Source organism: Synechococcus sp. R5-12 (genome assembly GCF_047502655.1).
GTDB lineage: Bacteria > Cyanobacteriota > Cyanobacteriia > Thermostichales > Thermostichaceae > Thermostichus.
Genome location: NZ_JANSIM010000042.1, coordinates 1 through 13,125, shown reverse-complemented (window position 1 = coordinate 13,125; position 13,125 = coordinate 1). Strand labels below are relative to the sequence as shown.

16 protein-coding genes and 1 riboswitch are annotated in these 13,125 nt (G+C 57.7%); of the genes, 5 read left to right on the top strand and 11 right to left on the bottom strand.

Annotation, left to right across the window (positions count from 1 at the left end; all coding sequences use genetic code 11):
- Positions 1-167: 167 nt before the first annotated feature.
- Both NW843_RS03205 and argC read right to left on the bottom strand, forming a co-directional pair.
- Entirely contained in the window at positions 168-1,601 is a 1,434-nt protein-coding gene (locus tag NW843_RS03205) for a hypothetical protein (protein ID WP_414522089.1), read from the bottom strand.
- 38 nt (positions 1,602-1,639) lie between these two features.
- A complete protein-coding gene (argC, locus tag NW843_RS03200) occupies positions 1,640-2,746 on the bottom strand; it encodes an N-acetyl-gamma-glutamyl-phosphate reductase (protein WP_011431956.1) in 1,107 nt (368 codons plus the stop codon).
- Between the two features lie 228 nt (positions 2,747-2,974).
- Here argC and NW843_RS03195 point away from each other — a divergent pair, with 228 nt between their 5' ends.
- Entirely contained in the window at positions 2,975-3,259 is a 285-nt protein-coding gene (locus NW843_RS03195) for a hypothetical protein (RefSeq protein WP_011431955.1), read from the top strand.
- A gap of 136 nt (positions 3,260-3,395) precedes the next feature.
- Here the strand turns inward: NW843_RS03195 and NW843_RS03190 are convergent, their stop codons facing one another.
- Positions 3,396-4,124 (bottom strand): 2-phosphosulfolactate phosphatase family protein, encoded by a 729-nt coding sequence (locus tag NW843_RS03190; protein ID WP_414522090.1) that lies wholly within the window; start codon positions 4,122-4,124, stop codon positions 3,396-3,398.
- Between the two features lie 16 nt (positions 4,125-4,140).
- On the bottom strand, positions 4,141-4,914 hold the full coding sequence (locus tag NW843_RS03185; RefSeq protein WP_414330211.1) for an ABC transporter permease: 774 nt from the start codon (positions 4,912-4,914) through the stop codon (positions 4,141-4,143).
- Between the two features lie 62 nt (positions 4,915-4,976).
- Between NW843_RS03185 and purS the strand changes: the two genes are divergently transcribed.
- Together purS and purQ are read left to right on the top strand one after the other, a co-directional pair.
- Positions 4,977-5,234, top strand: coding sequence for a phosphoribosylformylglycinamidine synthase subunit PurS (gene purS / locus NW843_RS03180; RefSeq protein WP_011431952.1), 258 nt, complete (start codon positions 4,977-4,979; stop codon positions 5,232-5,234).
- A 172-nt stretch (positions 5,235-5,406) separates the two neighbouring features.
- The gene (purQ, locus tag NW843_RS03175) at positions 5,407-6,084 is read left to right on the top strand and encodes a phosphoribosylformylglycinamidine synthase subunit PurQ (protein WP_414522088.1); all 678 of its coding nucleotides are present in this window, start codon (positions 5,407-5,409) and stop codon (positions 6,082-6,084) included.
- Positions 6,085-6,101: 17 nt separating this feature from the next.
- On the opposite strand, the gene NW843_RS03170 is transcribed toward purQ, so the two are convergent.
- The 3 genes from NW843_RS03170 to psbB form a co-directional block, all read right to left on the bottom strand.
- On the bottom strand, positions 6,102-6,512 hold the full coding sequence (locus tag NW843_RS03170) for a response regulator (RefSeq protein ID WP_414355353.1): 411 nt from the start codon (positions 6,510-6,512) through the stop codon (positions 6,102-6,104).
- Between the two features lie 399 nt (positions 6,513-6,911).
- Entirely contained in the window at positions 6,912-7,010 is a 99-nt protein-coding gene (locus tag NW843_RS03165; RefSeq protein ID WP_011431949.1) for a photosystem II reaction center protein T, read from the bottom strand.
- Positions 7,011-7,116: 106 nt separating this feature from the next.
- Positions 7,117-8,649 carry a photosystem II chlorophyll-binding protein CP47 gene (gene psbB, locus NW843_RS03160; protein ID WP_011431948.1) on the bottom strand — a complete coding sequence of 511 codons (1,533 nt, stop codon included), beginning with the start codon at positions 8,647-8,649 and terminating at the stop codon, positions 7,117-7,119.
- A 363-nt stretch (positions 8,650-9,012) separates the two neighbouring features.
- On the opposite strand from psbB, the gene NW843_RS03155 reads away from it, so the two are divergent.
- Both NW843_RS03155 and psbM read left to right on the top strand, forming a co-directional pair.
- Complete coding sequence (locus NW843_RS03155; protein WP_011431947.1) at positions 9,013-9,309, top strand: 2Fe-2S iron-sulfur cluster-binding protein; 297 nt, start codon at positions 9,013-9,015, stop codon at positions 9,307-9,309.
- A gap of 85 nt (positions 9,310-9,394) precedes the next feature.
- A complete protein-coding gene (gene psbM / locus NW843_RS03150) occupies positions 9,395-9,502 on the top strand; it encodes a photosystem II reaction center protein PsbM (RefSeq protein ID WP_071818137.1) in 108 nt (35 codons plus the stop codon).
- A gap of 138 nt (positions 9,503-9,640) precedes the next feature.
- Here psbM and NW843_RS03145 read toward each other — a convergent pair whose 3' ends face one another.
- The 4 genes from NW843_RS03145 to NW843_RS03130 form a co-directional block, all read right to left on the bottom strand.
- Complete coding sequence (locus NW843_RS03145; protein WP_414330014.1) at positions 9,641-10,027, bottom strand: VOC family protein; 387 nt, start codon at positions 10,025-10,027, stop codon at positions 9,641-9,643.
- 210 nt (positions 10,028-10,237) lie between these two features.
- Positions 10,238-11,605, bottom strand: a complete 1,368-nt coding sequence (thiC, locus tag NW843_RS03140; protein ID WP_414522087.1) for a phosphomethylpyrimidine synthase ThiC — start codon at positions 11,603-11,605, stop codon at positions 10,238-10,240.
- Positions 11,606-11,610: 5 nt separating this feature from the next.
- Positions 11,611-11,711, bottom strand: a riboswitch (TPP riboswitch).
- Positions 11,712-11,823: 112 nt separating this feature from the next.
- The gene (locus NW843_RS03135; RefSeq protein ID WP_414374411.1) at positions 11,824-12,561 is read right to left on the bottom strand and encodes a DUF1995 family protein; all 738 of its coding nucleotides are present in this window, start codon (positions 12,559-12,561) and stop codon (positions 11,824-11,826) included.
- Between the two features lie 40 nt (positions 12,562-12,601).
- Positions 12,602-13,093, bottom strand: coding sequence for a GUN4 domain-containing protein (locus NW843_RS03130; RefSeq protein WP_414522086.1), 492 nt, complete (start codon positions 13,091-13,093; stop codon positions 12,602-12,604).
- Positions 13,094-13,125: the final 32 nt, after the last annotated feature.

Sequence of the window (13,125 nt, the reverse complement as noted above, 5' to 3'; positions counted from 1 at the left end):
TGAACAGTGATGTTCAGCAGTGTTCAGCGTAAATGTATCAGACCAGTCCGCCGGCCACCCTCTACAACCCGTGCAGATTTGTCTTTGGCGTAGAAAAGATTCCACCTAGCCTGCCAGCCTCACTTTGTGGATGCTGTAGGAAATTTTCTTCCCTATGCATCATCTACTCAATCTTCCAAGGGATCCAACTTGGGATCCAGACTCTTGGCCGTTAGACGCAGAGCCTCCGCCTGCTCCATTACCCGTGGAGCTTGCGCTGCCGTCTCAACGCCCTGGCGATAGCTCTCCCACAGGGGCATTTCCGGGTAGGTCTGCTGCAACTCGCTGATCTGATCCAGAAGGGCCTCCAGCCAGCCGGCCGTGCTCCAGGTGAGCAAAAACTGGAAGGGGTTCCAGAGGTTGAGCTGCCGCCCCAATTCATTTAGGCTCTCGTTGCGAATGGGCGGATCGAAGATGTCCGCCACCGTCATTAACTGGCGCGCCAGCAGAGGTCTGAGGAGTTTCTCGGCAGCTTCCACCACAGCAGGGATGGCAGCCTGGATCTGGTTGGGTCTGGGAATGTTCCGCGCCTGGGGCAAGGCTTGCAGCACCAACTCCAGTCGCCGCTCTGCCTCTGCCGATTCCAAAGCCGATTCCAGGGTGGTGCCCACACTGAGAAACACTTCTCCCGTCAGTAGCCGCACTGCATCGATGACCAGGTGATACAAGGGGGGGATCACGAGCTTGATCCACTCGCTCTGGAAAAACTCCCGCAGCCGCCGTGCCGCATAGTCCCCCACTTGGGTGGTCTGGATCCCCACTTGAGTGAGATTGAGATACCAGTCGGGAGGAGATCCCTTGGGATCCAGCCAACGGCGCAGCGTTTGCCATTCTTCTTCTGTGAGGGCAGTTCGTCCCTGTTTTAAGCCGGTTCGCCGCAGCTTGCCCTCGGCATTCAAGAGCTTGCGCAGCTCCGGTGTGCCCAGCAAGGACAAGGCACCTGCCGAACCCACACTGCCGATCTCGATGGCGATCAAGGCGGCCAACAAGGCGGCTGAGGCCTTTACTTGAATCTGGCCGCTTTTGTCCATCACCAAAGGCAGGCGGCTGTTGCCATAGGCACGGGCACTCATCGCCTCCAGAGCAGAGCGTTGGTCAGAGGTCAGCGTCCGAGCCCAAGAAGGGATCCCGTAGCTTTCCGCCTCTGGATAGGCCTCTTCCTGCAAGCCGTGATACAGCAAGCTGGCCACCCAGGCGCGATCCGCAGCCTGCCGCAAAGAGCCAATGACCACTTCCCATTGGCAGGGGTTAAGCAGGGGCAAGAGCGCTTGCAGCTCTCGGTGGATGGGCTCTGGGGATCCTGCCGTTCTCGACTGTTCCAGAGCGCTTTGCAGCCGATCCCGCGCCTCTCGGCACAGCCCGCCCCACTCCAGTTGCAGGCGAGCCAGGGTCTGTTGCACCGTCTCTTCGGAGCGACGGGGTAGATCCTGCCAGCCCGCTTCCAGCTGCCGCCACAGCTCCTCCCAGTTCAGGCCCTCAGCAGCGCCATTGACGGCATCTGAGGCAACCTTTGCGCTGGGCGAGGCATTTTGGGGCAAAGCGGGATCCAGAGGTTCAGACATGGACAGAATCCGCTTCAAGGGGATCACGGGCATTATAGCTAGGGGTAAAACGCCAGCCGAGGCAAACCCAACGTTTCCGGCCATCCCATCATCAAGTTGAGACACTGCACTGCCTGCCCGGCTTGCCCTTTCATCAGGTTATCGATCACCGACAGGACAATAACGCGGTTGGTGCGGCTGTCCACCTCCACCCCGATCATGCAGGTGTTGGTGCCGGAGACCCATTTGGTTTGCGGGTAAACCCCCCGCGGCAGCACCTTCACCCAAGGAGATTGGCGATAGAAAGCATTGTAAATGGTGAGCAAATCTTCCCCCACAAAGCCGGGATCCCGCAGAGTGGCATACAAGGTGACGTGGATCCCCCGCACCATGGGCACCAGATGGGGCGTAAATTGCACGGTGATGGGGGTGTGGGTCAGGTCGGTGCAAGCTTGCTCGATCTCGGGCGTATGGCGGTGCTGGGCCACTCCATAGGCTGCCAGAGAGCCGTCCACTTCGGCAAACAGGGATCCCACCTTGGGGGTACGACCTGCCCCCGAAACGCCGGATTTGGCATCGAAAATGAGGCTGTCCAGCTCCACCAACCCCTGCCGCAGCAGAGGAGCAACCGCCAACAATGAGGCAGTGGGATAACAGCCGGGACAGCCCACCAGTTGGGCTTGGGCAATCGCCTCGCGATAAAGTTCCGGCAACCCATAGACCGCCTGCTCATTGGCCTGGCGATAGGCAGGGCTGGGCCAGTTGGGATCCGTCTGACCCATGCGGTACCAAGATTGGTAGGTGGCCAGGTTGCGAAAGCGGTAATCCGCCGACAGATCTAAGACTTTGCACCCTTTGGCCAGCAAGGGCGGAGCCAGCTCAGCAGCCAGCCCATTGGGGAGAGACAAAAACACCACATCGCTGTTGGCGGCAATACGATCCACCTCTACCGGCTGAACGGTCAGATCCACGGCCTGGGCCAACTGGGGATAGAGATCCCCGTAGCGCTTGCCGGCACTGTCTTGCCCGGCCAGGTAGGTGATCTGCACGCCAGGGTGCTCGCTCAGCAGCCGCACCAACTGCACCCCTCCGTAGCCGGAAGCGCCGACAATGCCAATGCGGACAGGCTCTGTGGGGTGGGGTGGGCGGGGCGCCATGTTGGCCATGGGGGGTTGCCTGTGCAAGAGGGTTACATAAGGGTCTGCCCTAAGTTCTATCGCATTTTCTTACCCCATTTGACGCTGCATCTTGTCCATTCGCGTTTTCATTCGCGTTAGCGTTGCGTGGCCATCCAGGGGGATTTGTTATGCTGGGTTCACCTGAGCTGCTCGGGCCTTGGCAGCAGCTTCCGTAATATCTGTCTATGTTCTGTGTAGCTTTCTAATCTGCGGTCTATGCACTATGAGCGATTGATCAACATGGTCTTGCGGGCCTACGGCCAAAGCAGCCGCCACGGTCTGGATCAAGAAACGCTGACCCTCTACTCAGAAGGCCCCTACACCCTCTACAAACTCACTTCCCATTTCGATCGCCGCTCCATTTTTGTGTTGGCCCAGAATCAGCGGGATATGTTTGTTTCTGGCGATGCGTTTAACAACAAGCTGATCCCAGGAGAATGGCAGGCGTGGCTGCACCAGAAAGCGTTGGGCATCGCTCCCGACACGGCCCAAGCGGGTTAGCCGAAGACCATATCTGGCGTGGAAGGATCCCCAAGCCTACGCCCGGCCTGTTGAGATCCAGCCCATGCTGACAATGGCCGCCTACTTCCAGCTCAGAGGGTGGTGGGATCCACAGGTCGCTCCACCTGTCCAAAATCTACCCGCCACTGGCCAAAACCCCTGGCTGAACCTGTCGGGGCACCACCGAGAGACGATCCAGATCGGCACAGTAGGCCAGATCCTTATCGTTTTCCGGCCCCAGACCCAATAGCCGTTGCCCGTGGCTAGAGCGTCTCAACAAACCCAGCAGATCGTCCTGCCAAGTTTGGTAGAGGGCCAAGGCCGCCACCGCCTCGTCGTTGCCCAACTGGTTCAAAGAGCAGCCCAGGCGATGCAAGATGGCTCCGGCACAGGCAGTATCTTCCAGTGAAAAGGCCCCTTCCCACCCGGATCCCACCAGCCACACCTCGGCAAAGGAGCCCCGTCTGAGAAAATCCACCACGGCTCCCAAGTTCACCAGGGCTGCTGTAATCACCACTGGGATCCCTTCCAGGCGCTGTAGGCTGCGCGTGCCGTTGGTGGTGCTCAGGAAGATGCGCTTGTCCCGCACGCGGTCGGGAGTGTAGTCGAGGGGGGAGTTGCCCAGATCAAACCCCGCCACCGCTTTGCCCCCCCGTTCCCCGGCCAAAAGCCGCTGGGAAGCCGGCCAGTTTTGGCTTGCCTCTTGGAGCTGCTGCAGGTGGGCAAACACCTGTACCGCTTCTGCTCCTGCTGCCAGCGCTGTGGCAATGGTGGTGGTGGCCCGCAGCACATCAATGGCCACTGCACATTCTGGGATCCCAGATGAAGGCACCTGTTCGGGCGTATAGAAGTGGAAAAAACGCATGGGGGAAGAGGTAACGTCAGAACTCACGCCGGGCGAACACCAACACTGCCAGAATCAGCAGCAAAAGGGTGTAAACCAAGCCGTACAGTGCATCTCCGAGAAGTTCTGCTGGGGGCGGAACTTGGCCGTAAACCGCAGCATCTCTCAAATTGAGGCGCTCCAAATCCGGCAGGATCAAATAAATCACCTCAAACAGTTTGCCAAATCCGGCATCTTTCACCAGCTTGCTCAGTTGCAGCAGGGCGCGGCTGGCATGGCCCATCAGGAACAGGGCAATGGTGTAGAGGGTGGCCAGAATCGAGGAAGTGAAAACCCCGAACAGTAGGGCTGCGGCAACGATCAGCACCAGCTCTAAGAAAGTGAAGACTGTTGCCCAGAGAATGGCCAAAAGGGGGATCGGGGCCTGCACCAGCAGCAAGCTCAGCAGAAACACAACCGTCATCAGCAGCACCAGCACCGACAGCAGCGCCGATAGGCCCAGATGCTTGCCGACAATGAACTCTGCCCGGCTCATGGGTTTGGCGATCAGCACATACACCGTGCGTTTTTCAATCTCCTTATTCACCAGCCCTGTGCCCACGAAAATGGCCACGATCAGGCCGAAGAAGTGAATGGCTGCCAACCCCAGGTCGGCAATGATTTTGTTGTGGGCCTGGTTGGCCACCTGCGGGATCAAAACAGTGGCTCCCAGCATGGCCACCGCAAATACCATCACCAGGTAGAGAATCCGATCCCGAATCGTTTCCCGGAAAACGTTGTGGGCAATGGCCACCACGCGCGACGCATCCATGACTGAACCCAAAGCTGTGATGATCCGACTGATACACTGGTAACAGATCCAGCCTTTATTCTATGCAGTTCCAGGCTCAGATTCAGATTCACCTACGCCCCTCTGTTCTCGATCCCGCCGGGGCTGCGGTTCAGTCCAGCTTGCATCAGCTGGGGCATACCCAGGTACAGCAGGTGCGCATTGGCAAGCATATCCAACTGCAGCTAGAGGCCCCCGACGCCGAGACCGCCCACCGCCAGGTGGATGAGCTGTGCCATCAACTGCTGGCCAACCCGGTGATTGAGACTTATCAAATCCAAGTGGCTGCCATCGGTGGCTGATTTGATGGGTTCAGGTGATTTGAGGTTGACTTGAGGCGTTCCAAACAACTGTGAAATTGTCCATTTCACGGAGCGCAGTTTTTTCTTAGGGGAGAGAAACTGGGAAAATGTCTCAAGCTCTCTAGGATAGCTACAACCACACCCTCTTCTTTTCTCTCGTCAAGGGATCCCAATGGCTGGCGTGAGGTTTGGCATTGTTGTTTTTCCGGGTTCCAACTGCGACCGAGATGTAGCCTGGGTAACCCGCGGCCTCTTGGGCTGCCCAACGCGGCTGATCTGGCACCGAGAGACGGATTTGTCGGAGCTGGATGTGGTGGTGCTGCCGGGGGGCTTCAGCTATGGGGATTATTTGCGGTGCGGGGCTATTGCTCGCTTTGCCCCGGTGATGGGATCCCTGAAGGAGCACGTAGCGCGAGGGGGCTATGTGCTGGGCATCTGCAATGGCTTTCAGATCTTAACAGAGGCGGGCCTGCTGCCGGGGGCGCTGGTGCGCAATGCCAACCTGCACTTTATCTGCGACCGAGTGGGGATCCGTGTAGAACGGCAGGATCTTCCCTGGACAAGCGCGTATCCCCAGGGATCCACCCTAACCCTGCCCATCGCCCATGGGGAAGGCCGCTATACCTGCGACCCGGATACCCTCAAGCAATTGCAGGATCAAGGGCAGATCGTCCTTCGCTATGCTCCGGTTGCGCCCAACGGCTCTGTGGATAATATTGCCGGCATTTGCGATCCCAGCGGTCGGATCTTGGGTTTGATGCCCCACCCTGAGCGGGCAGCAGATCCCGATTTGCCAGGGCAAGATGGGATCCCCTTTTGGCAGTCGATTTTGCGCAGCTTCGCCGCCTAACTCTTCTCCAGGAGAACTCACCCCTGCCCCGGCCCTCGAGACAACACCTGGCGAACTTGATTCACCATCTCCTCATGATCCACCACCGGCTTGGCAATGTAGCCATCTGCCCCGCTCTGGGCCAAAAATGCCTCGCGGTCGCCGCGCATCGCATGGGCCGTCACCAAAATAATGGGGATGGAGCTGCTTTTCGGATCCGCCTTCAACAGTTGGGCAATGCGGATCCCGTCCACCGCCTCGCCGCGAAAGGTGCTCTGGGACAGGGAAACATCCAACAAAATGACATCCACTTCGTGCCCCTGGGCCAGCTTCAAAATCTGCTCCACATCCTGGCTGTGAAAGACCTCAAAACCTCCCCGCCGTCGCAACACCTTCTCAAAAACACGGGCGTTGATCGGATCATCTTCCACCAGCAGCACTGTTGCCATCGTTAACCCAATCTTGAATCTGAACCCAAGCTAAGCTGTCTCTGGGATCCCAAAAGCCATCCTAAGGCATCCTTAGCGAGTTCAATTTGAGCAGTAGGACAAGCGTTCTCCTACAGAGTACTGAAGAGTACCGAAAAGGGTCTCAGTAGCTCTGAGAACTCCCCCCTCCTCTCCCAAAAGGAAGGATCCTCAGGTTGCCGCTACTTGACTATTTATTTTGGAATCTTATTTTGGAATCACTCCATTCCGAGTTGCCGCTACCCAACCGCAAATAGGAAAGCCGGAGAGAGCTCCGGCCCCATCCAGAACTAAGCCTAAACCACAAATCTCAAAAGAGACTGACCTTCCCTCTGCCTTGCTTGAGCCCGGCACAGCAGGAACGGCAGCCACTACCCTGGGTTACTTCTTGGTAATTCTCGGAGTTTCCCGAAAGGCGACCGCGAAAAACAGAAGGCCCAACGTCAAAAACAGGATAAAGGTGTAGGTGATGGCTTCCATACAAAACCTCCATTTCTAAGGGGGCTTGATTCCAGATTAACTCGGAGCCGCCAGCACCCCATCTCCAAAGTGAAGCAGAGTGCCGACGGCATCGCCGAAAAGGGCTCTAGGCTTCCTGAACCTTGCGAGTGGTGGGATCCCCTACTTTCTGGAAGACGCCGAACTCCACCATTTCCTCGCTCATATTGGGGTCAATACCGGCGAACACATCGCGGAAGAGAGTGCGAGCGCCGTGCCAGATGTGGCCAAAGAAGAACAGCAGGGCAAAGACCGCGTGAGCAAAGGTAAACCAACCGCGGGGGCTGGTGTGGAAGGTGCCGTCCGCTTTGGGAGTTTCTCGGTCGAACTCAAACAACTGACCCAACTGGGCCTGGCGGGCATATTTCTTAACCGTTGCCGGGTCAGTAAACACCTGGCCGTCCAGCTTGCCGCCGTAAAACTCCACCGTCACGCCCACCTGCTCAAAGCTATAGCGAGACTCTGCCCGACGGAAGGGAATGTCTGCCCGCACCACCCCATCGGCATCCCGCAGGATAACCGGGAAGGTTTCGAAGAAATTGGGCATCCGCTGCACCGTCAGCTCCCGCCCTTCGCGGTCACGGAACACTGGGTAGCCCAGCCACTCGATGGCAATGCCATCCCCTTTGTTCATGGGGCCAGCTCGGAACAGTCCCCCCTTGGCCGGGCTGTTGCCCACGTAGTCGTAGAAGAGCAAAGATTTGGGCAGGGAGTTGTAGGCCTCGCTGCGGGTCATCCCGGCTTCCATGGCCGCATTTACCCGGCGGTTAATCTCCTGGTTGAAATAGCCAGAATCCCATTGGTAGCGGGTGGGGCCAAATAGCTCCACAGGGGTAGTGGCGCTGCCGTACCACATGGTTCCGGCCACCACAAAACCGGCAAAAAACACCGCCGCAATCGAGCTGGAAAGCACCGTCTCGATGTTCCCCATTCGCAGAGCGCGATAGAGGCGCTGGGGTGGGCGTACCGTGATGTGAAATAGACCTGCAATGATGCCCACGATGCCTGCAGCAATGTGGTGGGCCACCACCCCTCCGGCGTTGTAGGGGTTAAAACCGGCTGGCCCCCATTCCGGCGCCACCGGCTGGACGTGTCCCGTCGTCGCATAGGGATCGCTCACCCACATCCCCGGGCCAAACACCCCCGTCAGGTGAAAGGCGCCAAACCCAAAGCAGAGGATCCCGGCCAACAGCAGGTGGATCCCAAATATTTTCGGCAGATCCAAAGCCGGCTCGCCGGTGCGGGGATCCCGGAACAGCTCCAGATCCCAGTACACCCAGTGCCAGCAGGCAGCCAAGAAGAGCAAGCCGGACAAAACGATATGGGCAGTGGCTACCCCTTCAAACGTCCAGAAGCCCGCATTGGCAACGCTCTCGCCGTAGATATTCCAACCGCCCCAGGAGTTGACCACCCCCAGGCGAACCATAAATGGCATGACAAACATGCCCTGACGCCACATCGGATTCAGGACAGGATCCGACGGATCGAAAATGGCCGTTTCATAGAGCGCCATCGACCCGGCCCAACCTGCTACCAGAGCGGTATGCATCAGGTGAACCGCGATCAGGCGACCTGGGTCATTCAGTACAACCGTATGGACCCGATACCACGGTAGTCCCATAAAGCTCGGTCCTCCACGTTCTCCAACACTTACGCGATATCCAGTCAAACAATTAAGCCGACATCTTACCTGGGATCCTGACCCGAGCAGTCTCTTCAGAGTCGGGGGGTACCGCACCCGCTTGAACCCCTGAGCGCACCCAACTAGGATATCGCTCTCAGAATTTCCATCGCGGGCATCAAACAGTATAACGAAACGCTACCGACCTGAGTGGCTTCAGGCAGGATGCCGTCTCACTTTAGGCATCATCATCCCAGATCTCTCGCCGGAGATTAAAAATATGACTTAAAATGTTACAATACTTAGCAACTGTGAGCGCTCTCCTGGCTCAGGCTGAAAGGTGTCGTGGTTTCTGGCAGGGGTATGGCAACGATTCGCTTCGTCAACGAGAACCGAGAGATCTTCGTCGCTGAAGGCGCTAACTTGCGCTTGAAGGCTCTGGAAAACCAGATCGATCTCTACAAAATGATGGCCAAGCTGCTCAACTGCGGCGGCAACGGCCAATGTGGCACCTGTGTGGTGGAGATTGTTGAGGGATCCGAGAACCTCTCCCCTCGCACCGAGGCAGAAAACCGCAAGCTCAAGCGCAAGCCCGATAGCTACCGCCTTGCCTGCCAGACCAAGGTGTTGGGGGATGTTTCGGTCAAAACCAAGCCCTAGCCTTGGCCCGCCTGTTTTCCCTTTGGGCAAGTCGCACCTCAGAGTGGTATGCTGACTGCCAGTTGGGCTTGTGGCATTTGGAGTTATGGAGACGAACTACCTGGGCATCTTGGCCACTCTCTTAGTCGTTCTGGTGCCCGCCATCTTCCTGGTGATTTTGTACGTGCAAACCTCCAGCAGATCTGGTGACTGAGTGGGCAGCTCCTGCCGATTCAAATTGGGCAAGGGGTATTCCTAAAGCCGGTCAAAAAGGGGATCCCCTGTGTACAAGAGGATCCCTTTGCGTTGGACAAACTGAGAGTACTTGGGGGAGCGCCCTCAAGGTGCTAAGTCAAGCTGTGGCTTGGGCTGCCTTGGCTTGGTCGAAGGTTCCCGCAGGTTCATACAAAAACTCAAACAGGTTGCCGTCGGGATCCTTGCCATAGAAAGAGGCAGTGCCATCCCGGTGGCTGTGGATTTCCCCCACCAGGATCCCTTGGGATTTCAGGCGCTGGTGCTCTTGCCGAAGCTCCTCCAGGTTGTCGAAGACAAAGCCAAAGTGGGGCCCTGCTGCGCGATAGCCCGGCCCCAGCAGTGCCAGCCCATCCTCTCCCGCCTTCATGTAGGCCCAGTCGGGATCCTGCCAGACGTTGACCATGCCCAGCTTTTGGTAGAACTCCACCGCCTTGGGGATGTCTTCTACCCGGATGGCGACATGCCCGAGTTGTCTAAGTGCCATGTCATCCTCTGTGCTCAATTGAGCCAACTGCAATGGTTCTTCTACAGATCAGCTTGACACACTCCCCGCCGCAAAGGGCAGGGATCCCTGCAGCAAGACAGGGCTCTAGACCTGACTTCTTGAGAACTTGAGACAGGGATCCCAACCCAGTCCATAGGCGAGACAGACGATGGCCTTTTTCAAGCCTTCAGGGCAGGGATGGGCCAAGGCTTACCCTGTTGGCTGCGCGGCCAAGAACTGCTCCAGCTCGCTCAAAGCCTCTGCATCCATCTTGGTTTGCATAGGGCAAAACTTTGGCCCACACATAGAGCAAAACTCTGCCGTTTTGTAGATATCTGCCGGCAAGGTTTCGTCGTGATATTCTCTGGCGCGTTCTGGATCCAAAGACAATTCAAACTGCCGGTTCCAGTCGAAGTTATAGCGAGCTCTGGACATCTCATCATCCCGATCCCTGGCCCCAGGCCGGTGACGGGCAATGTCGGCAGCATGGGCGGCAATTTTGTAGGCAATGAGGCCGTTGCGCACGTCCTCAGCATTGGGCAAACCCAAGTGTTCCTTGGGGGTGACGTAGCAGAGCATTGCCGCACCATACCAGCCAGCCAAGGCCGCCCCAATGGCGGAGCTGATGTGGTCATAGCCTGCCGCAATATCGGTTACCAGAGGTCCCAAAACATAGAAGGGAGCTTCGTCGCACTCCTCCATTTGCTTGCGCACGTTAAATTCAATTTGATCCATCGGCACGTGCCCCGGCCCTTCCACCATGACCTGCACATCGTGCTCCCAAGCCATGCGGGTCAACTGGCCCAGGGTTTTCAACTCCGCCAGTTGTGCTTCATCAGAAGCATCGTGCAAGCATCCCGGTCGCAAAGAATCTCCCAGACTAAAAGAAACATCGTATTTCTTGAAAATCTCAATAATGTCGCGGAAGTGGGTATAAAGCGGGTTTTGTTTGTGGTGGGCCAACATCCAACGGGCCAGGATCCCACCCCCACGAGAAACAATTCCCGTCAGGCGGTGGCGTACCAACGGAAGATATTCGATCAGGATCCCGGCATGGATGGTCATGTAGTCCACCCCTTGCTGGGCCTGCTTTTCGATAATATGCAAGATATCTTCTGCCGAGAGTTTTTCGACATTGCCATGCACGCTTTCTAGGGCCTGGTAGATGGGCACCGTGCCAATGGGCACTGGAGAAGCTTGGATAATGGCTGTGCGAATTTCATCCAAATCGCCCCCGCCGGTGGACAGATCCATAACGGTATCGGCGCCGTATTTGATGGCCAATTTCAGCTTTTCCAGCTCTTCGGCCAAGCCGGAAGAAGTAGGGGAAGCGCCAATGTTGGCATTGACTTTGCACCGGGAAGCGATCCCAATGCACATCGGCTCCAGGTTGGTGTGATGGATGTTGGCAGGGATGATCATGCGACCCCGGGCCACTTCCGAGCGGATCAGTTCCGCCGGCAGGTTTTCCCGCCGGGCCACGTACTCCATCTCTTCGGTAATCACGCCCTGACGGGCAAAGTGCATCTGCGTTACATTTGCTTGCCCACGGCGACGGGCAACCCATTCGCTGCGCATGTTGTCAACTCCAGTGCTCGCTTTCCTACGCTGGTATGAACCAGATCAGGTTCTGAGGATGTAATCTCAGCCTGGGGATAATCCCCAGACACTCCTAGCGTGGTGTAATCATATCACCGAAATAGAGATGAGGCGGGGAGCTTTATAGTCTTTATTAAAAGAGTTTGAGATAGTACTAACCCTCACCCCTGGCCTCTCTCCCCATGAGATCCTGACCCTCACAGGGATCCCAGCCAGCGCCGCCAGCTCCACCAGGGATCCTTTCCCTTGCTGGCCCTGAACAGTTCGGCCACTTCCTCGCCGGTGGGCTGGGCAATAAAAGTCTTCAAGACGCTGTAGAGGCCGGGCTCTTCCTGCTGCCACACGCTCCAGGGATCCGGATAGGCGCGAAACAGGGCTCCCTCCACCAATGAGCGCAGGTAGTAGCTGGTCTCGAAGGTGCTCAGAAACCGCTGGCGCAGACGGCGACCGGCCAGACCCACACCCACGGTGGCGGCATCCTGCAATTGGGGGTTGAGCAGCACGACGGGTTTGGGATCCCGTCCTTTGGAAGCCAGCCCAGAGGGATCCCCGCCACTGACCGCTTGGCAAACCCGCTCCACCTGATCCAAGCTGTAAACCGCGGGCATCACCAGCAGGATGCTCTGTTCTGGGGTAGGTTGAGTGCGGGAAGTCAGGCTCTGCAATTCGATCCCTTCGGGTAGGGATCCCCATTCCCGCTGCGCCAGAGCCGCTCCGCCGGCATCGCTGAATAGCACCAAAGCAGGCGGTTGCAGCAGCTCCAAAAACGGACGGGCCAAGATTTCCGGTTTAATCTCAGGAGCCAGGATCTCAATGAGCAGGCGGCGATATCCTGCTTGCATAGCCAGCCGTGTAGCCTGGATGGCCTGCTCACAGGCCTGGGCCAGGTCGATGGGCAAGTTGGGAAATTGGGTTAGTTGCAGTTGCTCGGCCACAGTCTAGTCCAATTATGATTCAGCCAGTAACCAGGGATGCTCAGCCAGACACTTCTTCCCAAGCCTTGTGGGTGAGCAACTCCTCCAGAACCCGCACCCCCCGCAGTTGGTTGGAAAGGGGCAGGTGGCCCTTGGGGGCGGAGAGATCCCAGATGAACTCGTCAGGGTAGCGAGTCCAGTGGTAGCCCTGCTTCCAGCCAATGAGCGGCCAGAGGCGCTCCCAGTTGCGGTTCACCCCCAGCCACAGTTGCCGCTGCACCGAGTAGCCAAAGCGATCCCCGGAGGCCGCCCGCCACAGGCGATCGATCGTGCGCAGATCCTCGACCGGGATCCGGCTCACCTCGGAAAAATACAGCCAGCCCCGCCGCGCCGCCCCCTCTCCTGCCGCCCGACATAGCAGTTGTAGGCTCAGCCGATCCGCCTCCAGCCAGGCTCCCGCCGATAACAGCTCCTGCAGAGGACGATAGTCGATATTCAGGGCTGAAGTCAGAGGGACGGTCACCATTGCCAAGTTGCAAAAGGTCTGATACATTTACGCTGAACACTGCTGAACATCACTGTTCA

Coding starts and splice junctions, on each gene's coding strand:
- NW843_RS03205 (WP_414522089.1), bottom strand. CDS start 1,601: ATGTCTGAACCTCTGGATCCCGCTTTGCCCCAAAATGCCTCGCCCAGC.
- argC (WP_011431956.1), bottom strand. CDS start 2,746: ATGGCCAACATGGCGCCCCGCCCACCCCACCCCACAGAGCCTGTCCGC.
- NW843_RS03195 (WP_011431955.1), top strand. CDS start 2,975: ATGCACTATGAGCGATTGATCAACATGGTCTTGCGGGCCTACGGCCAA.
- NW843_RS03190 (WP_414522090.1), bottom strand. CDS start 4,124: ATGCGTTTTTTCCACTTCTATACGCCCGAACAGGTGCCTTCATCTGGG.
- NW843_RS03185 (WP_414330211.1), bottom strand. CDS start 4,914: ATGGATGCGTCGCGCGTGGTGGCCATTGCCCACAACGTTTTCCGGGAA.
- purS (WP_011431952.1), top strand. CDS start 4,977: ATGCAGTTCCAGGCTCAGATTCAGATTCACCTACGCCCCTCTGTTCTC.
- purQ (WP_414522088.1), top strand. CDS start 5,407: ATGGCTGGCGTGAGGTTTGGCATTGTTGTTTTTCCGGGTTCCAACTGC.
- NW843_RS03170 (WP_414355353.1), bottom strand. CDS start 6,512: ATGGCAACAGTGCTGCTGGTGGAAGATGATCCGATCAACGCCCGTGTT.
- NW843_RS03165 (WP_011431949.1), bottom strand. CDS start 7,010: ATGGAAGCCATCACCTACACCTTTATCCTGTTTTTGACGTTGGGCCTT.
- psbB (WP_011431948.1), bottom strand. CDS start 8,649: ATGGGACTACCGTGGTATCGGGTCCATACGGTTGTACTGAATGACCCA.
- NW843_RS03155 (WP_011431947.1), top strand. CDS start 9,013: ATGGCAACGATTCGCTTCGTCAACGAGAACCGAGAGATCTTCGTCGCT.
- psbM (WP_071818137.1), top strand. CDS start 9,395: ATGGAGACGAACTACCTGGGCATCTTGGCCACTCTCTTAGTCGTTCTG.
- NW843_RS03145 (WP_414330014.1), bottom strand. CDS start 10,027: ATGGCACTTAGACAACTCGGGCATGTCGCCATCCGGGTAGAAGACATC.
- thiC (WP_414522087.1), bottom strand. CDS start 11,605: ATGCGCAGCGAATGGGTTGCCCGTCGCCGTGGGCAAGCAAATGTAACG.
- NW843_RS03130 (WP_414522086.1), bottom strand. CDS start 13,093: ATGTATCAGACCTTTTGCAACTTGGCAATGGTGACCGTCCCTCTGACT.